We start from the raw sequence: 20,580 nt of genomic DNA, 5'->3' as shown, positions 1-20,580 counted from the left end.
CCCGCCGCCCACCGTTCGGGCGAGCGCTTCGCCGTCCTGTCAAGGTCCGGGAGGCGCGCCCACGCACGGGTGACGCGGCACGGGTCGCGGGCCGGGGGGCGGGGCACCGGGCCCCGGCGGGAACCGGCCACCGGGCGGATCCGGGGCTCTGCACGGGCGGTCTCATCGCGACCGGGGCGCACTAGCATGCGTCCTCACCGCGCGCGGCCGGGTCGGGGACGCCGCGACCGCGCGGGGAGCCGCCGTCGACGGAAGCGAGAGAACCTTGACTTTCCTCACCATCGGTCATCGCGGGGTCATGGGTGTCGAGCCGGAGAACACCCTGCGGTCGTTCGTCCGCGCGGAACGTACCGGCATGGACGCCATCTCACTGGACCTGCGCCTGAGCAAGGACGGGGTGCTCGTCGTCCTGCACGACGCCGAGGTCGACCGGACCACCGACGGCTCGGGCGCCGTCGCCGATCTGACCCTGGACGAGCTGCGCGGGCTGGACGCCGGGCAGGGCGAGCGCGTCCCGGTCTTCGAGGAGGTCCTGGACGCCGTACGGACCCCCTTGCAGGTGTCGGTCCAGGACCGGGCCGCCGCCGCGGCGCTGGCGGAGCTGGTGGCGGGCCGCGACCTGACCGCGCGGGTGGAGGTGGCCTCGTTCCACGACGCCGTGCTCGCCGAGGCGGCCCGGCTGGCGCCGGGCGTGCGGACCGTCCTCCACTCGGACCTCGGCGGGGACGCGGCCGAGGACATCGTGGACCGGGCCCTCGCCGCGGGGGCGCGGGCGCTCGCCCTGAACCTGCGGCGGCTCACCCTGGAGACGGTGGACCGGGCACACCGCGCCGGGCTGCGGGTGACGGGCTGGACGGCCAACTCCCTGGAGCACCTGCGGCTGGCGCGGGCGCTCGAACTGGACGGGGTGGCCACCGACTTGCCCGAGATCCGCAGCACGGGCCGGTTCACGGCCTGACGGTTCCGGGCCGGACGGTTCCGGGCCGGGGCGCCGGGGGCCGAGGCGTCCGGGCCCGGGCGTCCCCGGTCGGTGGACCGCTCCTACAGCGCCTTGACCAGGAGTTCGAAGGCCAGGTCGTCGCGGAGCGGGACGCCGAAGCGGTCGTCGCCGTAGGGGAAGGGGCTCAGCTCGCCGGTGCGGCGGTAGCCGCGCCGCTCGTAGTAGGCGATGAGCTCCTCCCGGATGTGCACCACCGTCATCCGCATCTCCCGGGCGCCCCAGGTTTCCCGGGCCCGGCGCTCCGCCTCGGCGAGGACCTCCTTGCCGAGGCCGGCGCCCTGGAGCCCGGGGCGGACGGCGAACATTCCGAAGTACACGTGGTCGCCGCGGTGTTCGAGCTGGCAGCAGGCGACGAGCTCGCCCCCGCGCTGCACGACGAGCAGGGTGCCGTCGGGGGTCTCGATGACGGCGCGCACCCCTTCGGGGTCGGTGCGCTGCCCCTCCAGGAAGTCCGCCTCGGTGGTCCAGCCTGCCCGGCTGGCGTCCCCGCGGTACGCCGACTCGACGAGCTCCACGAGGGCCGGCACGTCCGCCTCGACGGCGTTGCGGAATTCCAGTGCGGCGGGCTGGGCGGCGGTCGACATCGGGGCTCCGTTCTGCTGTGTGCTCAGCGGCATATGACATGCCCGGTGCTGCCCGGACAGCCTAACGCGGCGCCGCGTGCGGGCCCGTGGGCCGGGGCATCTGTTCACCGTGACGCCGTCGAACCGGGGGTTCTCGCCGTGCACGGTCCCGCGATGTCCTCATGGTCTGCTCCTGCCGCCCTCCCCGCCTGGCTGCTCGTCCTGCTGTGCGCGGTGAGCGGCGCGTACTGCCTGGGGCGCGTGCGCAGAGCGGGCGGACGGGCGCGCGGCGCGGCGGCGGGCGAGGCGCTGATGGGCCTCGGGATGGCGGTGATGGCCGCGCCGCCGGGCATCGGGCCGTGGGGGCCGGAGGTCCTGCTGGTGGTCTTCTGCGGGGCCGCGCTGCACGCGCTGTGGCTGTTGCGGGACGGCCTGCACCACACCCACCACCTGGTCGGTTCGCTGGCGATGGCGTACATGGCGCTGACGATGGCCTCGGGCCACGGGAACGGGGCGGGGGCCTCGGCAGCAGCCTGGTCGGAGTCCTGGGCGGGCCGGCCGCTCGTCACCGCGGTGCTCCTCGTCTACTTCGCGGGATACGTCCTGCTGGGCGGGGCACGGCTGGTGGCGGCTGGTCCGGCGGCCCCGCCGGCCGGCGTCGCGGACAGGGCGGCGGCAGGCGCGGACGGGGGCGCGGCGGGGTCGGCGGAGCTGGCACGGGCCTGCCGACTCGCCATGGGGATGGGGATGTTGGCGATGCTGCTCGGGATGTGACCGGCCGCCGGAATGCTCCGGGCAGGGGCCGTCGGCACCCTGTGCGGAGCCGGGAAACGTGTCCTGCGTCACCAATCGCCCGAGTCCATACCCGCAGGTAGCGCGACGCTCATAGGCTGGCGGCCATGATGGTCCCCGCCGTTCTCCTCTTGCTCGGCGCCGTGACCGCGGTGCTCGCCCCCCGGCTGCTGGCCAGGGCCGAATGGCCCGAGCGTGAACCCGTTGTCGCCCTGTGGGTGTGGCAGTGCGTGGTGGGTGCGGTCCTGCTGTGCTTCGCCCTGTCGATGCTGCTCAGTGCGGCCGCCGCCTGGCACGCCGTTCGGGGCCGGCTCTTCGCGGCCGCCCCGCACGGGGTGGTCGACGCGTACGCCCTGGGTCCGACCGGCGGCCCGTGGGCCGTCGGCACCGCACTGCTGCTGGCGGGCGGCGGGCTGTGGACCGGGTTCCGGCTGGCTCGCGAGGTGCTGCGGGCCCGGGCCGGGCGGCGGGCGCGGGGCGCCGAACTGCTGGTGCGGGCACCGCTGCTGCCCGGGGAGGATCCGGCCGGGGCGCGGCTGGTGGTCCTGGAGGGGCCGCGGCCCGAGGCGTGGTGGCTGCCGGGTGCGGCCCCGCAGCTGGTGGTGACCACGGCCGCGCTCGGCCGGCTGAAGGGCAGCCAGCTGGACGCCGTGCTGGCGCACGAGCAGGGGCACGCGGCGGCCCGCCACGACTGGCTGCTGCACTGCTCGCGGGCACTGGCCGGCGGCTTCCCGCAGGTGCCGGTGTTCGCGGCGTTCGAGGCGGAGATCGCCCGGCTCGTCGAACTGGCCGCGGACGACGTGGCCTCGCGCCGCTACGGGCGGCTGACCATCGCCCTCGCGCTGGTCGGGCTCAACGAGGACCGGGGGGTCTTCGGCCCCTCCCCCGCGCCGCAGCCGCACGTCCCGGAGCGGGTGCGGCGGCTGCTGTCGGCGACGCCGCGGATGTCGCCGGGCCGCCGGCTGCGGCTGACGGCGCTGGCCACGCTGGTGCCGGCGGTTCCCCTGCTGGTGGCGTTCGTACCCGGGCTGAGCGCCCTCGCCTGAACGCGCGGCAGAGCCCGGGCCGGGGCACGGCAAGGGGTGCGAGCCGGGGCGCGCCTCCGGGGCGCGGCGCCGCCGCGGACCGGAGGGGTGCAAGGATCTTCCGCATGCGAAGCGGGCGGGTGTGGCGGGTGGGAATCGGCTGCGCGGTGCTCGCGGCCCTCTTGGCCGCGCTGGTCGCGGCCCGGTGGCAGCCGCTCCTGCGCCTCGACGCCCTCGTCACGCGGGATCTGCACGCGAGCGCCGTCGCCCGGCCCGGGGTCACCGGGCTCATGCGGGTACTCAGCGACTGGGTCTGGGATCCCTGGACGATGCGCGCCCTCGCGGCGGCGGCCTGCGTGTGGCTGTGGCGCCGGGGCGACCGGCCGCGCGCCGTGCGGGTCGCGGCGGTCACGGTGGCCGCCGCGGCGGTGTCGCAGGGGATGAAGGCGGCGGTGGGCCGGGACCGGCCGCTGTGGCCGGACCCGGTGGACGCGGCGCACTACGCGGCCTTCCCCTCCGGGCACGCCATGACGGCGGCGGCGGTGTGCGGGATGCTGCTGTGGCTGCTGCCGCCGTCCGCTCCGAAGGCGTGGGTGCGGGGGGCGTGGGCGCTGGCCGCCGTCTCGGTGCTCGGGGTCGGCTTCACCCGGGTCTACCTGGGCGTCCACTGGCCCTCGGACGTGCTGGCGGGCTGGCTGCTGGGCGTGGTCCTGGCGGCTCTGGCGGTCGCCTGGCCGCGGCGGCGGAATCGGCCGAAAGCCACTGCGCCCTGAGATGCGGGCATGACTGCCCTGCGCGATCCCCCGCGTCGCGCAGAGCAGCGCTCCCCGTGCGCTGAGTATATTGGCTGGAAGCCAGTCAACGCAGGAGTAAGCATGTCCCCGCGCAGCGCATCGGTCAATGAAGAATTGCGCAGACGTTCCCGGGAGCGGCTGCTCCAGGCCACGGTCGAGCTCGTGGCCGAGCGGGGCTACGAGGCCACGACCCTCGGCGACATCGCCGACCGCGCGGGCACGGCCCGCGGCCTGGTCTCCTACTACTTCCCGGGCAAGCGGCAGCTGCTCCAGTCGGCCGTGCACCGGCTGATGCACCGCGCCCTGGAGGCGGCCCTGGAGCGGGAGCCGCGCACCGACGACGGCCGCGAGCGGCTGGCCCGCGCCATCGACGCGGTGCTGGGGCTGGCGCGGGACGAGCCGCTGTTGATGCGGACGCACATGGCGGGCATCCTCCAGGCCGAGGGATTCGTGCAGTGCCCGGAGCAGCAGCGGCTGGCGGCACTGCTGCGGGACACCGTGGCGCGGTACGGCTCGGCGGACGTGGACACCGACTATCCGCTGCTGCGGGCGCTGCTGATGGGGGCGGTGGTGGCGGTCCTGCTGCCGGGCGCGCCGATGCCGTCGGCGCGGCTGCGGGCCGAGCTGTTCCAGCGCTACGGGCTGGACTGGGAACTGGGCGTTCCGCCGGAGGGCGGCCCCCCTGAGGGCGCGCTCCGCCTCGCACCGGTGTGAGCCGGCCCCGCCGCCTGGCCCCGACCCCGGCCACTGTCACTCCTACGGCGCCGGGGCAGGGGCCGGGGCCGCGGGTTGGCGCGCGGGGATCCGCCGGGTGAAGAAGAGCGCCAGGACGGAGGTGAGGGCGAGGACGGCGAGCGCGGCCCGCAGGCCGTCGAGCCGCGCCTCGGTGTTCGCGTCCATCGCGGCCTGGGCGACGTCGGGGCTGGTGCCGGCTTCGGCCAGGGCGTCCTCGAGCTGGGCGTCGGACAGGAAGGGCGCGCCGCTCTCGAGCCGGACGACCGCCTGGGCGGCGACCTCGTCGGGTACTGCCGGGTTCTCCTGGACGGCGGTCAGGAACGAGGTGGTGAGCGCGGCGATGAGGATCGATCCGGCGAGTGCCGTCCCGATGGAGGAGCCGAGGTTGGTGACGGCGTTCTGCACGCCGCCGACCTCCGCGGTCTTCTCGTCCAGCACCGCGGAGACGGTGACCGCGCCGAGCTGCGAGGCCAGCGCCCCCACGCCGAGCCCGATCAGCAGGAGCGGCACGGTCACGACTTCCGCGCCCGCGTCCTCGTCGAGCGCGACGAGGAGCACCACGGCGCCGGCGAGCAGGGCCAGCACGCCGAGGCGGACCACCCGCCGCGGTGAGGCGTGCGGGAGCAGCTTGGGGATGAGCACCGCGGCGCCGAGCAGGGACAGCGACAGCGGCAGGAGCCGGGCGCCGGTCGCCAGGGCGGACAAGCCGAGGGCGACGGACAGGTAGAGCGGTACGACGAAGAACACGCCCATCTGCACCAGGTACTGGAAGAAGAACATGGTCAGGCCCCCGGTGAGCTGCCGGTTCTCGAGCAGGGCGGGGTCGAGGAGCGGTTCGCGGCGGCGTTCGACGAGGCGGGCCTCCCAGTGGAGGAAGATCCGGATGATGAGCAGGCCGGCCAGCACGAGCCAGACGGTGGGCGAGATGCCGAGCCAGGAGGGCCCGCCGGGCTTGGGGACGAACCAGCCCCATTCGCTGGACCGCAGGATTCCGTACACGAAGGCGCCGAGGCCGAGCGCGGACAGTGCCGCGCCGGCGAAGTCGATGCGGGCCCGGGCCTCGGGCGGGGCGTCGGCGAACCGGCGGGCGAAGAAGAGGATGACGAGCACGAGGACGACCTCGCCGGCGAAGACCCACCGCCAGGAGAAGTAGGTGGTCGCGAGTCCGCCGATGAGCGGCCCGACGGCGATCGCGACGGCGCCGGCGGCCGCGACGAGTCCGTAGGCGGCGGCCCGGCGCTCCGCGGCGAAGTTGCCCGCGACGAGCGCCACGATCGCGGGCAGGATCAGCGCGGCTCCGACGCCTTCGAGGAACGACCACCCCAGCAGGAGCACGGTGAGGTTGGGGGCGAGCGAGGTCGTCAGGGAGCCGCAGCCGTAGACGGCGCAGCCGAGCATGAAGGCGCGCTTGCGGCCGATGATCACGCCGACCTTGCCTCCGGGGATCATGCACATCGCCATGACGAGGGTGTAGGCGGTGATCGCCCCCTGGATCCCGGTCACCGTGGTGCCCACGTCCTCGGCCACGGACGCGATCGAGACGTTCATGACCGAGCTGTCCAGCGCCATCAGGAACTGTCCCGAGGCGAAGGTCAGCAGTACGACCCCCGGCTTCGCCGCACTCCTGGGGACTCCGGCGTTGGATTCCATGGCCGCATCCTGCCCTCGACCCACCGGGACGGGTCCCTCGACCCGCCCCGGTGTCAGCCGGTTGGAGGCGGAAGCCGGACAGCGCTCGTCACGCCGTCCGGGTCAGCGGTATTCGGGCTGGGTCTGCACGTTGAGCCGGTCCAGCCGTACCCACTTCGCGCTCTCGGTGCGCCAGTCGTCGATCCGGAGCACGTCGAGTCCCTTGGCGATGTCGTTCGAGTAGATGTGCCCGTTGTAGTAGTACGCCGACCAGGAGCCGCCGATCGACAGGGAGCCGGGGGCGAGCGGGCCGCGTTCGAAGTAGCCGATCTCCTTGGGCCGGGACGAGTCGGTGAAGTCCCAGACCGAGACGCCGCCCTGGTACCAGGCCTGGACCATGATGTCGCGGCCGAGTGCCGGGACCAGGGAGCCGTTGTGGGCGACGCAGTTCTCGGTGTCGGCCTGGTGGCGCGGGATCTTGAAGTAGCTGCGGAAGACGAGCTTGCGCTGGTCGCCGCTGCCGGTGATGTCGTAGATGCCGTCGGCTCCCCGGTTGGGGCCGGTGGCCTCGTTGCAGGTGGCGCCGCCACCGCCGCCGAGCTCGTCGGTGAACACCACCTTGTCGGCCCGCTGGTTGAAGGTCGCCGAGTGCCAGAAGGCGAAGTTCACGTTGTCCTGCACCCGGTCGATGACCCGCGGCTGCTCGGGGTCGGCGATGTCGAAGAGGATGCCGTCGCCCATACAGGCGCCCGCGGCCAGTTTCCTCGAGGGCAGCACGGTGATGTCGTGGCAGCCCGTGGTCTTGGAGACGCCGGGGTTGGTGGGCGCGCCCGGGTTGCCGCCGTCCGGGAAGAGGATGGGGAAGGCGACGACGGCCGCTTGGGTCGGGGCCTTGCGCGGGACCTTGATCACGGAGATGCCGTCGTGCGGGGGCCGGCAGTCCGGGAAGGCCTCGTTCGGCGAGTACGAGGCGACGTAGACGTAGATGTCGGGGCCGCTCGGCACCAGCGTGTGGGTGTGCGAACCGCAGGCGGTCTCGACGGACTTGATGTATTTCGGGTGCTTCTTGTCCTTGATGTCGAAAATCTTGACGCCCTCCCACGAGGACTTCTCCGTGGCGGGCTGCGACACGCTGGTGCAGGAGTCGTCGCTGCGGGAGGAGTCGGTGGAGAGGAAGAGCAGGTCGCCGTGGACCGAGACGTCGTTCTGGCCGCCGGGGCAGAGCACCGTGCTGACGGTCTTCGGGGCCTTGGGGTCGGCGATGTCGTAGATCGTGAAGCCGTTGTAGTTGCCGGCGTAGGCGTACCGGCCCTGGAAGGCCAGGTCGGAGTTGACGGTGTCCGGGAACGAACTGGGGATGTTGGTCAGCGGCTTGATGTTGCCGCTGTGGACGACCTGGTCCTGGCCCGGGATGTCGCCGGGGGCCGGTTCGCGGCCGGTGGCGGGGGACGAGCTGCGCGGGAAGTCGCCCCCGGGCAGTAACTCGCCCGGGTCGGGGGTGGCGGACGCGGGCCCGGCGGACAGGAACGCCGCGAGCAGTCCGGCCGCGACGGCGAGCACCCCCGGGGCCCGCCGGCCGGCGGGCCTTCTGCGGGGCAGCCCGCTGGTGTGTTGCGAGGTCACTGTGGCCTCCCATGAGGTCCGGTCGATTCCGCTCCGGGCGGGAACGGAATGAGGACTCACGCAGTATGGTCCTTACCATGGACATGGCAAAGGGGTTACCCGGTCGAATCATCCGGGCTGTCGCCGCCGCGGGAGTCCTGCTCGCCCTCGCCGGCTGCCGGGGCGGCCCCGGCGAGGGCGGCGCGGCCGACGGGCCCCCGGTCATCGCCCCCGGCCGGCCGGGCGAGGCGGCCCGCACCCTCTCCCCCGGCGAAGCCGCCCGCAGCCGGCCGGACGACAGCCCCAACGCGGCCGACCGCTCCTACGTCCGGCGCATGGTCGAACACCACCGGCAGGCCCTCGACATGACCGCCCTCGCCCCGACCCGCGCCTCCGCCGACGGGGTCAAACGGCTCGCCGAGCGCATCGCGGCCGCCCAGCAGCCCGAGATCGCCGTCATGCAGGCCTGGCTGGCCCGGCACCCCGCGCCCGCCCCGACCCCGACCGCGGGCGGCCACGACCACAGCCACGGCAACGGCAACGGCAACGGCAACGGCAACGGCAACGCCGCCATGCCCGGCATGCCCGGCATGGCGACCGAGCAGCAGATGAAGGACCTGGCCAACGCCCGGGGCGCCGACTTCGACCGGCTCTTCCTCACCCTGATGACCGCCCACCACGAAGGCGCCCTGAAGATGGCCGGCGAGGTCCTGTCCGGCGGCAACAACACGGTCGTGGAGGAGATGGCCAACGAGGTCGTGGCCACCCAGAGCGCCGAGATCCACCGAATGCGCGCGATGGGCTGACGCCCCGCCCCGCCCGGTGCCATGCTGGAGTTCCCGCGGGAGGGAGTTCCGCAGTGCTTCGTGTCGCCGTCGTCGGTTCGGGCCCGAGCGGGGTCTACGCCGCCCAGACCCTGGTCCAGCAGCGCGAGGTGCCGGGCGTACGCGTCGACGTACTGGACCGGCTGCCGGCGCCGTACGGGCTCGTGCGGTACGGGGTGGCCCCCGACCACGAGAAGATCAAATCGCTTCAGGGGAACCTGCGCACGGTCCTGGAGGACGAGCGGATCCGCTTCCTCGGCAACGTCGAGGTCGGCGGGGCGCAGCTGCCCACCGAGCGGATGCTGGAGCTGTACCACGCGGTGGTGTACTGCGTGGGCGCCGCGCGCGACCGGCTGCTCGGCATCCCCGGCGAGGAGCTGGCCGGGGTGCGTTCCGCGACGGCCTTCGTGGCCTGGTACAGCGGGCACCCGGACGCGGCGGGCGAGGGCTTCGACCTGTCCGGGGTCCGCTCGGCGGTGGTCGTCGGGGCGGGCAACGTGGCCGTGGACGTGACGCGGATGCTGGCCCGCGGCGAGCCGGAGCTCGCGCCCACCGACATGCCGCAGCCGGCGCTCGGCGTGCTCGCGGACAGCGGCGTGCGCTCGGTGGCGATGGTGGCCCGGCGCGGCCCCTCGCAGGGCAAGTTCACCACCAAGGAGCTGCGGGAGCTGGGCACGCTGCCCGGGGTGGCCGTCCGGGTGGACCGGGCCGAGCTGGCGATCGACCCCGCGTACGCGGGCGGTCCGGCCGCTGCCGCCGCTCTGCCCGCGGTGGCTCGGCGCAACCTGGAGGTGCTGCGGGGCTGGGCGGAGCAGGACACCGGTCCCGCGGATGACGCGGGGCGGCGGATCGCGCTCCGCTTCTACCTGCGCCCGTTCGAGGTGCTCGGCGGCCCCGACGGCCGGGTCGCCGCGGTGCGCTTCGAGCGGACGGCCCCGGACGGCCGCGGCGGGGTGACCGGAACCGGCGTGTACGAGGACGTCGAGGCGCAGCTGGTGCTGCGCTCGGTGGGCTACCAGGGCGTTCCGCTGCCCGGCCTGCCCTTCGACCCGGCGACCGCCACCGTCCCGCACGCGGCGGGCCGGGTGGTGCGCGCGGGCCGGGCCTCGGTCGGCGAGTACGTGGCGGGCTGGATCAAACGCGGCCCGACCGGCGTGATCGGCACCAACCGGCCCTGCGCGAAGGAGACGGCCTCCTCCCTGCTCCAGGACGCAGGCGCGCTGGCCCGGCGGGACCTGCCGGACGACCCGCTGGAGCAGCTGCGGGCGGCCGGGCTGCGTCCGGTGGAGTGGCCGGGCTGGCTGGCGATCGAGGCGGCCGAGGCCGAGCTGGGGCATTCGCTGGGCCGGCACTCGGTGAAGATCCCGGACTGGGCCGGGCTGCTGGGCGCGGCCGGCGCCGGTGCGGGCGCCGCCGGCTGACCTGCCGAAGCCGACGGCTCACGTCCTGCGGCCGGCCCGCACAGCGCGCGGCGGGCCGGGCCCGGGACGGTCCGTCCCGGGGCGGGCCGTGCGCGGGGCCGGCCGGCTACGAGACCTCCCGGACGAGCACGTCGAGCTCCTCCTGAAGGGCCTCCGCGAGGGCGGCCAGGTCCGGTACGGCGGCCGCGTCGGCGACCAGCCCGTAGTGGACCGTGTCCTTGTACGTGGACACGGCAACGGCGAGGGCGTGTCCGCGGGCCAGCGGGGCCAGCGGGTAGACCTCCCGGACCCGGCTGCCGCCGAGGGTGAAGGTGAAGCCGGGCAGCGGGACGCTGGTGACCAGGATGTCGAAGAGCAGCCGGGCCGCCTGGGCGACCAGCGGACCGCCCAGCCGGTGGCCGAGCGGGTGGACGTGGTCGGCGAGCAGGGCGACGGCCCCGGCGCCCCGCGCGGACCCGGCCTCCTTGTTGCGGTCCATTCCGGTCCGTACCCGCTCCAGTCGGCGCAGCGGGTCCGGCTCCTCGATCGGGAGCCGCAGCAGGTAGCCGGAGAGCCGGTTGCCGTACCGCGCGTCGGCGCCGGGCCTGCGGCGGGACACCGGTAGCAGGGCGCGCGGGCCGGGCCCCTCGGGCACGGTGTCGCCGCGGTCGGTGAGCCAGCGCCGCAGACCGCCCGCGACCAGGGTGATCAGTACGTCGTTGACGGTGCCGCCGGCGACCTTGCGGATGCGGTTGACGTCGTCCAGCGCGAGGGCGAGGCCGGCGACGGCGCGCGTGCCGGTCCCGCCGGCGCCCGCGGTCAGGGCGGCCGGGACGGCGAGGGGAAGGCCGGAGCGGGCCATGGCCGCGCCGATCTCCAGGGCCTGCCCGACGCCCTGGATGCGGGCGGCCAGGAGGCCGGGGAGTTCGCGCAGGGCTGGGCGGGGAGCCGGTGGTTCGGGCTGCGGGCGCGCGGGCCCGCGTACGGTCGGGCCCTCGTCGAAGAGGGTGGCCGCGAGGGCGAGGGCCGCCAGCCCGTCGGCGAGGGCGTGGTGGAACTTGAACAGGACGGCGAAGGAGCGCGGGTCGGGCCCGGCCAGGACGTGCGCCTCCCAGGGCGGCCGGTCCCGGTCGAGCGGCCGGGCCATCAGCGGTCCGGCCGCGGCCCGCGGGTCCGTGGTGCGGACGAGGAACACGTGCCGGGCCGGGTCGAAGTCCGCGTCGGGCGCCCAGGCGGCCGCCCCGACCGGCAGCAGCACGTCGTGGATCCGGCGGCGCAGGCCGGGCACGCGCGTGCAGCGGGTGGTGAGGAGCGCGGCGGCACGGGTCGCCGCGTCGGGTTCGGGGTCCTTCCCGGAGCCGGGGCCCCGGCCCCGGCCCCGGCCCCGGCCGGAGCCCGGTCGGGGGCCGGGCCCGGAGTCCTGCGCGGCGGCCTCGAAGACCGCGAGGGCGCCCAGATGCATGGGGTGGTCGGCGGATTCGATCCGCCAGAAGGCGAGGTCGAGCGGGGAAAGGTGCTCTGTGACCACGTAGTGCCTCTCGCGAGCAGTGGCTGAGGCTGGAAGTCAACCCCTTTCGCCCTCCTGCGATCAAGTAGCCACACTTTTCACGCACCTGCCGGTCGATGCCGATCAGCCGGACAGGGCCGCGGTGCGGCCGCCGGGCCGTTGTCGGCGGGCGGGTGCAGACTGTCCGGAAGACGATCGGCACGACGACCGGGACGGCGGTCGGAGAAGTCGGAGGTGTCGGCGATGGCAGAGGTGCTGCTCCTCGCGGGGACGCGCAAGGGGCTCTTCATCGGCCGCCGGGAGGCCGGCGGTCCGTGGCGGCTCGACGGGCCGCACTTCAACGCCCAGGCGGTGTACGCGGCCGCGATCGACCGGCGCGGCCCGGTGCCCCGGCTGCTCGTCGCCGGGGACAGCTCGCACTGGGGGCCGTCGGTGTTCACCTCGGACGACCTGGGGGCGAGCTGGCAGGAGCCGGCCGAGCCCGCGGTGCGCTTCCCCCGGGACACCGGGGCCTCGCTGGAGCGGGTCTGGCAGCTGCACCCGGCCGGGCCCGAGGCGCCGGACGTGGTGTACGCGGGCACCGAGCCCGCCGCCCTGTTCCGCTCGAGGGACCGCGGCAGGTCCTTCGAGCTGGTCCGCGCACTGTGGGAGCACCCGACCCGCAGGAGCTGGATGCCGGGCGGCGGGGGCGAGGGGCTGCACACGGTGCTCACCGACCCGGCGGACCCGGACGCGGTGACGGTGGCGGTGTCCACGGCGGGGGTGTTCCGCACCCTGGACGGCGGTGCCAGCTGGGCCCCGGCCAACCACGGTGTCTCGGCGGTGTTCCTGCCGGACCGGCATCCGGAATTCGGCCAGTGCGTGCACAAGGTCGTCCAGGACGCCGGGGACCGGAGCCGGCTGTACCTCCAGAACCACTGGGGGGTGTACCGCAGCGACGACGCCGGCGGGCAGTGGACCGACATCGGCGGCGGTCTGCCGTCCGACTTCGGCTTCGCCGTGGCCGCGCACCCGCACCGCCCCGGCACCGCGTACGTCTTCCCGCTCAACGCCGACTCCGACCGGGTCCCCGCCGAGCACCGGTGCCGGGTCTTCCGCACCCGGGACGCGGGCGCCACCTGGCAGCCGCTCACCCGCGGGCTCCCGGACGGCGACCACTACGGCACCGTGCTGCGCGACGCCCTGTGCACGGACGACGCCGACCCGGCCGGCATCTACTTCGGCAACCGCAACGGCGAGCTGTACGCCAGCGACGACGACGGGGAGAGCTGGCGGCTGCTCGCCGAGCACCTGCCGGACGTGCTGTGCGTACGGGCGGCGGTGCTGGACGGCCAAGGCGGCGCGGCCGGTTGAGACGGGGCGTGCGGCCGGGGCGGCGGTGCCGGGCCGCCGATTCGGCCAGTAGAGTGACTCCCCGTGGCAGCACGACCGTTGAACGAGATCGTCGAGCCGGGCTGGGCCCGTGCTCTGGAGCCGGTGGCGGCGCAGATCGCCGTGATGGGCGACTTCCTGCGCGCCGAGATCGCGGCGGGCAGAACCTACCTCCCGTCCGGGGCGAACGTCCTGCGCGCGTTCCAGCAGCCCTTCGACGAGGTGAAGGTGCTGATCGTCGGGCAGGACCCGTACCCCACCCCGGGGCACGCGATGGGCCTGTCCTTCTCGGTGGCGCCCGACGTGCGCCCGCTGCCGCCGAGCCTGGAGAACATCTTCCGGGAGCTCCACACCGACCTCGGCGTGCCGCGCCCCGCCAACGGCGACCTGACCCCGTGGGCCCGCCAGGGCGTGCTGCTGCTCAACCGCTCGCTCACCACGGCCCCGCGTAAGACCAACGCCCACCAGGGCAAGGGCTGGGAGGCGGTCACCGAGCAGGCGATCCGGGCGCTCGCGGCGCGCGGCAAGCCGCTGGTGTCGATCCTGTGGGGCCGCCCCGCGCGCAATCTGCGGCCGCTGCTGGGCGAGTTGCCGGCCGTGGAGTCGGTCCACCCCTCCCCCATGTCCGCCGACAACGGGTTCTTCGGCTCCAGGCCGTTCAGCAGGACCAACGACCTCCTGGTCGGCCAGGGGGCGCAGCCGGTGGACTGGGGACTTCCCTCCGCCGGTTGATGTTCGGTTGAACCGTATACGACATTCATCGGATAAATACGGACAGATGCCGCCCGGGTGGACCCTGACCGAACACCTTGTTCCGATAAGCCAGTAGCATGCGGCGCCATGAGCTCCCCCACTGGGCCCGCAAATGGCCTGCCCGTACGAATGCCGCGACCCCGCCAGACCGGACGCCACCGCCGGCCCGAGCCCGCGGTGGCCCCCGAGGGAGCACCCGCACTGGTGCTCGCCGTGCCCGGCGCTCCTTCGGCCGCGTCGCGCGGTCTCGCGGAAGAGATCATCAGCATCGGCCGCTCCGAGCTGCCCGGTCTGGAGGCCCGTATCGGCTTCCTCGAGGGTGAGGGCGACGAGGCCGCCGAGTTCCCGTCGCTGTCGACCGTGCTGAGCGCGGTCGCGGCCGAGCGGGTCGCGCGCGCCGAGTTCGCCCGCTCCGCCGGGCACGAGGTGCCCGAGCCGACCGGCCCGGACGCCGTGGTGGTGCCGCTGCTGGCCGGCCCGGACGCCGACCTGCTGCGCCGGATCCGCCAGGCCGTGATGGACTCCTCGGCCGCCGTGGAGCTGGCCGAGGTGCTCGGCCCGCACCCGCTGCTCGCCGAAGGCCTGCACGTGCGCCTGTCGGAGGCCGGCCTGGCCCGTGCCGACCGGGCGCGCCTGTTCACCGTGACCACCGCCGCCGACGGCATCATCGTGGCCACCACCGGCGGCGAGGAGGCCGTGCAGGTCGCCGGGGTGACCGGCATGCTGCTGGCCGCCCGCCTCGCGGTGCCGGTCAAGGCCGCCGCGCTGGACCAGGAGGGCTCGGTGGCCGCGGTCGCCGAGCAGCTGCGCAGCGAGGGTTCGACGCAGCTCGCGCTGGCGCCGTACCTGATCGGCCCGGAGGCCGCCGAGGGGCTGCTGGACACGGCGGCCAAGGAGGCCGACTGCGCGGCCGCCGAGGTGCTGGGCGCGTACGGCGCGCTGGGCAAGCTCGTCGTGACCCAGTACGCCGCGGCCGTCGGGATCAACCAGGGCACACCCGGCGCCCACTGACCCGGTTCCACCCGTTCCGTACCAGGGCCCGCTCCCGCACTCCGGGGGCGGGCCCTCGCGTCTTCCGGGCCGCGGCCGGCGCCCCGGCGGCACGGCGGCACGCGTCCCGGTCAGCCGAAGACCACGCAGGCGGCCGCCGGGACGGCCACCGAACCGGCCCGGCGGGGGTGGCCGGTCCGCCGGTCCACCTCGAACCAGGTGACGTCCCCGGAGTGCTCATTGGCCGCGTACAGCCGGCGCCCCGAGGGGTCGGCGGCCAGATCGCGCGGCCGGCTGCCGCCGCAGGGCACGCTGCCGGTGAGCCGGGGCCCCTCGGCCCCGTCGGCGAGCGAGAGGGTGGCGATGGTGTCGGTGCCGCGCACCGCGGCCCAGACGGTGGACCCGTCGGGCGAGGCCACCACGGCCGAGGGGTGGGCCCGTACGCCCTCCGGAAGGCCCGTGGAGGCGAGCGGGACCTCGGTGACCGGCTCCAGCCGACCGGACCCCGGATCCCAGCGGCAGACGGTCAGCTGCGGCTCCAGCTCGTGCAGCACGTAGACCGTCCTGCCGTCCGGGTGGAAGGCGAGGTGGCGCGGCCCCGACCCGGGCCGCAGGGCGGTCTCGGCGTGCAGCCGGAGCGCCCCGTCGGCCTCGTCCGCTGCGCAGACCCGCACCGAGTCGGTGCCGAGGTCGACGCTCAGTACCCAGCGGCCGGCGGGGTCGGGCAGGACCTGGTGGGCGTGCGGCCGTTCCTGGCGGCTCGCGTCGGGCCCGCTGCCCCGGTGGACGAGGACCCGGGCGGGTCCGCCCAGGCTGCCGTCGGCGGCGATGGGGAGGCTGCTGACGCTGCCGGAGGTGTAGTTGGCGGTCAGCAGCCGGCGCCCGGCGACGCTGAGGTGGGTGGGGCCGCAGCCATCGACCGGGACGGCGGGGCCGAGGGCGGTGAGGCCCCCGCCGGTGGGCCGGAAGGCGCCGACCGCGCCCTGCCGGGTCTCGCTCACGGCGTACAGCAGGCCGGTGCCGTGGTCGAAGGCCAGGTAGGAGGGGTCGGCGAGCTCGTCGGTGGCGGAGAGGAGGGTCAGTGCTCCGGTGTGCGGGTCGACGGCCGCGGTGGTGATGCCGCGGCCGCCTCCCGAGGTGAACGAGCCGATATGGACGCGCAGTGCGCGGCCGCCGGACCGTGCAGCACCGTGCGCGCCCTGCGCACCGTGCGTGCCCTGAGCGCCGTCCGCGCCGCTCACGGGGTGCCCCTCTCCGCCGTTCCTGATCCGTCCGGAGCGACCGTAGCAGAAGGTCTAGACCAAATCCCGGCCTTGGGCGCGTTCCACGGCACCGACGTGGTGCACGTACGTCGTCGCGCTGGGCCGGTCCTCGTACGTGCGGTGGAAGACCGGGGTCGCGGCGCCCGAGATCGGCGGCACGATCCAGGACCAGTCCGCCCCCACGTCCCGCCCCTTGCGCTCCTCGCGCGCCATGTGGGCGAGGAACCGCCGGGACTCGCTGTGGTGGTCGGCGATGGTGACCCCCGCCCGGTCGAAGGAGTGCAGCACGGCCCGGTTGAGCTCGACCAGGGCGCGGTCCTTCCACAGGGAGCGGTCGCTGGAGGTGTCGAGGCCCAGCCGGCGGCCGACGGCCGGGAGGAGGTTGTACCGGTCGGTGTCCGCGAGGTTGCGCGCGCCGATCTCGGTGCCCATGTACCAGCCGTTGAACGGCGCGGCCGGGTAGTGGATCCCGCCGATCTCCAGGCACATGTTGGAAATGGCCGGAACGGCGTGCCAGCGCAGCCCCCAGTCCGCCCAGCCGGGGTCGTCCGGGTGCTCGATCGGCACCTCCGTCACGGCGTCGGCGGGGGTGTCGAACCAGCGGGGCTTGTCGTCGACCCCCTGGACGACCAGCGGCAGCAGGTCGAAGGGGGTGCCAGCGCCGCTGCTCCAGCCGAGGGCGAGGAGGGCGCTGGTGAGCGGGGCGTTGCGGGCGTCGCCGACGGTGACCGACGGGTGGTCGCCGTAGCCGGCGTACCGGATCAGCTGCTCGCTCCAGATCAGCGGGCCGGGACGGTCCGGGGCGTCCGGGGCGAAGACCGTGATGGTGGGTCTGACCCTGCCGCCGTTGGTGGCCTCGCGCAGGTGCTGGAAGCATTCGGCGGCGATCGCGTCGGCGTCGGTCAGCTCGCGGCGGTCGCGGACCCGCAGCGAGTTCCAGTAGAGCCGGCCTATGCAGCGGTTGCTGTTGCGCCAGGCGACCCGGGCCCCGTGGGCCAGCTCCTGCGCGGTGTGCCGGTAGGTTCCGGTGTCCGCGAGTTCGGCCCGCACGTCTGCGAGCCGTCGGCGCGGGTCCCCCGCCTGCGGATTCTCCCGATGGAAGAGCAGGACGAACTCCTCTGCCGCTTGCCGCACCTGGTCGGTGGTCGAGCGTTCCCGAAGTATTTCCATCCCGGGCCGTTACCCCCTGTCCGGACAGATCCACCCTGTACATGCCGCATGAATGTGCGGTGAACAATCACCCGTTGTACATGCCGCAGGTCAACCGGGTGACGGCACGAGTGGCCGAAACACACCACCGGGTGATCCTCCGGCGAACGGACTGCGGGGTGGAACTGACGCGGCGTAGGATCCCTGGCGGTCAGGCCGAGATGACGAGCGGGGCCCGCGGATCGGTGCGCAGCGGGGCGTGCAGGGCCGCCAGGGCGTGCTCCAGGCCGTGCAGGTGGACGAGGGCCGGCTCCGCGGCGGCGGGCCGCGGGACGGCGGGCGGGTTGGGCTCGGTCGTTCCGTCGGGGGTGGTCAGCGCCTCCACCGCCGCCTCCACCCGCCAGCAGGCGGCGGCCAGCCGGGCGTCGTGCGAGGCCTGCGGGTCTGCTGCGACGGCCACGAGGCCGCGCACCTCGCGGGCGCAGTCGTCGAGCAGCCCGAGGACCTGCCGGGCGCGGGCCTTGCGGGCGCGCAGCGGGCTGAGCGGGTGGACGAGCGGGGCGAGGGCCGCGCGGGCGCGGCCCAGGATCAGCTCGAGTTCGGCAGCGTGCGGGGCGGGGTCGGCGTCGGGGTCGCCGGCGAGCCGGTCGAGGGCGGCCGAGGTGGCGGCGCGGACGCAGCACAGGGCCCGCTGGATCCAGGCGTCGTTGGCGGCGTGCGTGGTCACCGGGAGGATCAGGGCCACGGCGAGCCCGGCGCCCAGCGCGCCGACCGCGGTCTCCTGGAAGCGCAGGAGCAGCAGCCCGGGGTGCAGGACCCCGAGGAGCCCGTACAGCAGGCCCGCCATGACGGTGACGAAGAACATCATCCAGGAGTACGAGGGGGCGGCGGTGTAGAAGATGCCGAAGACGCACACGGCGACCAGCGCGGCGGTGGGCGCGGGGGCGCCGTGCAGCGGTACGGCGATCAGCAGTCCGGCGGCGATGCCGAGGACGGTGCCCAGGACCCGGCGGAAGCCGCGGACCAGGGTCTCGCCGCGGGAGGCGGTGTTGACGAAGATCCACCAGGCGGTGCCGACGGCCCAGTACCAGCGGTCCTCGGAGAGCGCCTGGCCGACGGCGAGGGCGAAGGCGCAGGCGGCGGTGGTCTGGAAGGCCTGCCGGGTGGTCGGCCGGGCCAGGCCGGTGCCGGGCAGGGCGGGCGGCGCGGGAGGGGGCGGCGTGCGCCGCTCGATGGGCCACAGCACGAACCGCGCCGCGGCGGAGGCGAGCAGGGCGAGGCCGACGGCGGCGTACAGCTCGGGCAGCTGGGCCGGCACGGCGTGCAGGAACTGCGTGACGAAGAACATCATGAAGCCGAAGATCCCGAGGGCCTGCCCGCGCGGCCCGAAGCGGCGGGCGTAGACCCCGGCGAACACGACGGCGAGGAAAGCGGCGTCGCGGACGTACGGCATGCCGTGCAGGGTGGTGGCCACGGCCAGGACGGGGAACCCGGCGACGGGCAGCAGCGCGGTCGTCACGCGCTGGGCGCGCACGTCGGCGTCGAGCACGGTGAAGAGCGCGAGCAGGGCGGCGAGGCCGCCGGTGATGGACGCCGTGAGGGAGAGGCCGCACAGTTCGGCCACCGCCACGGCGAGGCTGACGCCGATCACGGCCCGCAGCGAGTTCCGCAGTCTCAGGAGCCCCGGATCCGGAGCCACGAACATCCTCTTCACGGCGGTGTGCCGCCCCCCTCAAGGTGGTGCGCGCCGGCCCGGCGTCCGCCCGGGGGTGGTGGGCGGGTGCGCGGGCACAGCGAAGGCACCGCGCCCCGGACCGGCCTCGTTGCCGCCCGGCGCTGCGCGGCGCCGAAAGTACATGGATAGGACACAGATAAGCACCTTCCGGCCCGGCGGCTCAAACGAGCTCGGGATCACTGGGCCATTGGCCCAGTCAGGGCGGCATATCGTCGGCCGTGTGGGGGCCATTGGGGCTGCGGCGGGCTCAGGGGCGTTCCGGGGCGTACGGGCGGCCGCCCGCCATCACCAGGCGGACCCGGCGCAGCGCCTGGAGGTCGTCCAGCGGCCGGCCCCGTACGACGAGGAGGTCCGCCCGGTAGCCGGGGGCGATCCGGCCCGTCTCGTGCCCGATGCCCAGCGCCTCGGCCGCCTCCCGGGTGGCAAGGTCCACGATCTCGGCCGGGGTGCAGCCGATGTGCGCGAAGAATTCCAGGCTGGAGACGAAGTCGTCGAAGACCGCCCGGCTCACTCCGGCGTCCGTGCCGGCGATCAGCTTCACGCCGCGCTCGCGCATCCGGCGCAGCCCGCCGAACATCTCCTCGGCCCGCTCGGGGCCGAACCGCTGCGCGAAGCCGCGCCAGTCGGGACTCGCCGCGGGGCAGACCCGGATGTCCCGGTCCGCCATGGCCGCCACGACGTCGTCGAGGACGCGGAACCCGTCCGGGGCGATCCAGGTGCAGTGCTCGACGGTGCGGACGCCGGCCGCCACCGCGGCCTCGATGCCGTCGGTGCCGTGCGCGTGGGCGGCGACGGGCAGGCCCGCACGGGCGGCCTCGTCGACGATGAGGCGGAGCTGGTCCGCGGTGAACTGCGCGGCCCAGACCGGGGGGCCGTCCTTGGTGATGCCGCCGCCGGTCGCCATCACCTTGATGAGGTCGGCGCCGGCCTCGGCGTTGTGCCGGACCATCCGCCGGATGTCGTCCGCCCGCGCCACCTCGCCGCCGAGGAACCAGCAGTGGCCGCCGGGCCCCGTCAGCGGTGTGCCGGCGGCCAGGACGCGGGGGCCGGGCAGCCGCCCCGCAGCGATGCGGTCGCGCAGCCGCAGCGCCAGCCCGTTGCGGTCGCCGAGGTCGCGCACGGTGGTGACGCCGCCGGCGAGCAGGCGGCGGGCGCGCTCGGCCATGCCCGCGGCCACCGCCTCGTCGTCCGCGCCGCGCAGCGCGGCGACCGGGTCGGGTCCGGCGTCCAGGGCGAGGTGGACGTGTGCGTCGATCAGGCCGGGCAGGAGGGTGCCGTCCGGGTGGTGGTACCGGGCGGCGCCGGGCGGCGTGCGGGCCTCGACCTCGCGGCGCGGCCCGACGTCCGCGATCACTCCGTTCCGGACGAGCACCGCGCCGTCGGTGAGCCGCCGGCCGTGCGGGCCGGTGAGCACGGTCGCGGCCGAGACGAGGGCTTCCATGGGGTTCC

The 20,580-nt window shown here is 75.0% G+C and carries 18 protein-coding genes; 10 read left to right on the top strand and 8 right to left on the bottom strand.

Features of this window, described 5'->3' with window-relative positions:
• Positions 1 to 265: 265 nt before the first annotated feature.
• Positions 266 to 958 carry a glycerophosphodiester phosphodiesterase gene (locus AC068A_RS20235; RefSeq protein ID WP_478586699.1) on the top strand — a complete coding sequence of 231 codons (693 nt, stop codon included), beginning with the start codon at positions 266 to 268 and terminating at the stop codon, positions 956 to 958.
• A gap of 83 nt (positions 959 to 1,041) precedes the next feature.
• On the opposite strand, the gene AC068A_RS20230 is transcribed toward AC068A_RS20235, so the two are convergent.
• Positions 1,042 to 1,584: a GNAT family N-acetyltransferase gene (locus AC068A_RS20230; protein WP_478586697.1), complete on the bottom strand. Its 543-nt coding sequence runs from the start codon at positions 1,582 to 1,584 to the stop codon at positions 1,042 to 1,044.
• Positions 1,585 to 1,737: 153 nt separating this feature from the next.
• On the opposite strand from AC068A_RS20230, the gene AC068A_RS20225 reads away from it, so the two are divergent.
• The 4 genes from AC068A_RS20225 (at position 1,738) to AC068A_RS20210 (ending at position 4,888) form a co-directional block, all read left to right on the top strand.
• On the top strand, positions 1,738 to 2,337 hold the full coding sequence (locus AC068A_RS20225; protein WP_478586696.1) for a DUF5134 domain-containing protein: 600 nt from the start codon (positions 1,738 to 1,740) through the stop codon (positions 2,335 to 2,337).
• A gap of 125 nt (positions 2,338 to 2,462) precedes the next feature.
• A complete protein-coding gene (locus AC068A_RS20220) occupies positions 2,463 to 3,401 on the top strand; it encodes a M56 family metallopeptidase (RefSeq protein ID WP_478586695.1) in 939 nt (312 codons plus the stop codon).
• A gap of 104 nt (positions 3,402 to 3,505) precedes the next feature.
• Positions 3,506 to 4,153 carry a phosphatase PAP2 family protein gene (locus AC068A_RS20215; RefSeq protein WP_478586694.1) on the top strand — a complete coding sequence of 216 codons (648 nt, stop codon included), beginning with the start codon at positions 3,506 to 3,508 and terminating at the stop codon, positions 4,151 to 4,153.
• A 102-nt stretch (positions 4,154 to 4,255) separates the two neighbouring features.
• The gene (locus AC068A_RS20210) at positions 4,256 to 4,888 is read left to right on the top strand and encodes a TetR/AcrR family transcriptional regulator (protein ID WP_478586692.1); all 633 of its coding nucleotides are present in this window, start codon (positions 4,256 to 4,258) and stop codon (positions 4,886 to 4,888) included.
• Positions 4,889 to 4,930: 42 nt separating this feature from the next.
• Here the strand turns inward: AC068A_RS20210 and AC068A_RS20205 are convergent, their stop codons facing one another.
• Both AC068A_RS20205 and AC068A_RS20200 read right to left on the bottom strand, forming a co-directional pair.
• Positions 4,931 to 6,559, bottom strand: coding sequence for an MFS transporter (locus AC068A_RS20205; RefSeq protein ID WP_478586690.1), 1,629 nt, complete (start codon positions 6,557 to 6,559; stop codon positions 4,931 to 4,933).
• A gap of 102 nt (positions 6,560 to 6,661) precedes the next feature.
• Positions 6,662 to 8,161: an LVIVD repeat-containing protein gene (locus AC068A_RS20200; RefSeq protein ID WP_478586689.1), complete on the bottom strand. Its 1,500-nt coding sequence runs from the start codon at positions 8,159 to 8,161 to the stop codon at positions 6,662 to 6,664.
• A gap of 77 nt (positions 8,162 to 8,238) precedes the next feature.
• Between AC068A_RS20200 and AC068A_RS20195 the strand changes: the two genes are divergently transcribed.
• The gene (locus tag AC068A_RS20195) at positions 8,239 to 8,946 is read left to right on the top strand and encodes a DUF305 domain-containing protein (RefSeq protein ID WP_478586687.1); all 708 of its coding nucleotides are present in this window, start codon (positions 8,239 to 8,241) and stop codon (positions 8,944 to 8,946) included.
• A gap of 53 nt (positions 8,947 to 8,999) precedes the next feature.
• Positions 9,000 to 10,385: an FAD-dependent oxidoreductase gene (locus tag AC068A_RS20190; RefSeq protein ID WP_478586686.1), complete on the top strand. Its 1,386-nt coding sequence runs from the start codon at positions 9,000 to 9,002 to the stop codon at positions 10,383 to 10,385.
• A gap of 106 nt (positions 10,386 to 10,491) precedes the next feature.
• On the opposite strand, the gene AC068A_RS20185 is transcribed toward AC068A_RS20190, so the two are convergent.
• Positions 10,492 to 11,892 carry a wax ester/triacylglycerol synthase family O-acyltransferase gene (locus tag AC068A_RS20185; protein WP_478586685.1) on the bottom strand — a complete coding sequence of 467 codons (1,401 nt, stop codon included), beginning with the start codon at positions 11,890 to 11,892 and terminating at the stop codon, positions 10,492 to 10,494.
• 222 nt (positions 11,893 to 12,114) lie between these two features.
• Here AC068A_RS20185 and AC068A_RS20180 point away from each other — a divergent pair, with 222 nt between their 5' ends.
• The 3 genes from AC068A_RS20180 to AC068A_RS20170 all read left to right on the top strand — a co-directional run bounded on the left by AC068A_RS20180 (position 12,115) and on the right by AC068A_RS20170 (position 15,006).
• Positions 12,115 to 13,224 carry a WD40/YVTN/BNR-like repeat-containing protein gene (locus AC068A_RS20180; protein ID WP_478586683.1) on the top strand — a complete coding sequence of 370 codons (1,110 nt, stop codon included), beginning with the start codon at positions 12,115 to 12,117 and terminating at the stop codon, positions 13,222 to 13,224.
• 63 nt (positions 13,225 to 13,287) lie between these two features.
• Entirely contained in the window at positions 13,288 to 13,974 is a 687-nt protein-coding gene (locus AC068A_RS20175; protein WP_478586682.1) for a uracil-DNA glycosylase, read from the top strand.
• 108 nt (positions 13,975 to 14,082) lie between these two features.
• Positions 14,083 to 15,006, top strand: coding sequence for a sirohydrochlorin chelatase (locus AC068A_RS20170; RefSeq protein WP_478586681.1), 924 nt, complete (start codon positions 14,083 to 14,085; stop codon positions 15,004 to 15,006).
• Between the two features lie 110 nt (positions 15,007 to 15,116).
• On the opposite strand, the gene AC068A_RS20165 is transcribed toward AC068A_RS20170, so the two are convergent.
• The 4 genes from AC068A_RS20165 to AC068A_RS20150 form a co-directional block, all read right to left on the bottom strand.
• Positions 15,117 to 16,148, bottom strand: a complete 1,032-nt coding sequence (locus AC068A_RS20165) for a lactonase family protein (protein ID WP_478586848.1) — start codon at positions 16,146 to 16,148, stop codon at positions 15,117 to 15,119.
• A gap of 132 nt (positions 16,149 to 16,280) precedes the next feature.
• Positions 16,281 to 17,417 (bottom strand): nitric oxide synthase oxygenase, encoded by a 1,137-nt coding sequence (locus AC068A_RS20160; protein WP_478586679.1) that lies wholly within the window; start codon positions 17,415 to 17,417, stop codon positions 16,281 to 16,283.
• Between the two features lie 190 nt (positions 17,418 to 17,607).
• Positions 17,608 to 19,101, bottom strand: a complete 1,494-nt coding sequence (locus tag AC068A_RS20155; protein WP_478586846.1) for an FUSC family protein — start codon at positions 19,099 to 19,101, stop codon at positions 17,608 to 17,610.
• Positions 19,102 to 19,378: 277 nt separating this feature from the next.
• Complete coding sequence (locus AC068A_RS20150; RefSeq protein ID WP_478586677.1) at positions 19,379 to 20,572, bottom strand: amidohydrolase family protein; 1,194 nt, start codon at positions 20,570 to 20,572, stop codon at positions 19,379 to 19,381.
• Positions 20,573 to 20,580: the final 8 nt, after the last annotated feature.

Source organism: Streptomyces sp. NPDC043854, assembly GCF_056436005.1.
Note: the sequence above shows the minus strand (reverse complement) of the source record. Positions and strands in the feature narration are given on the sequence as shown.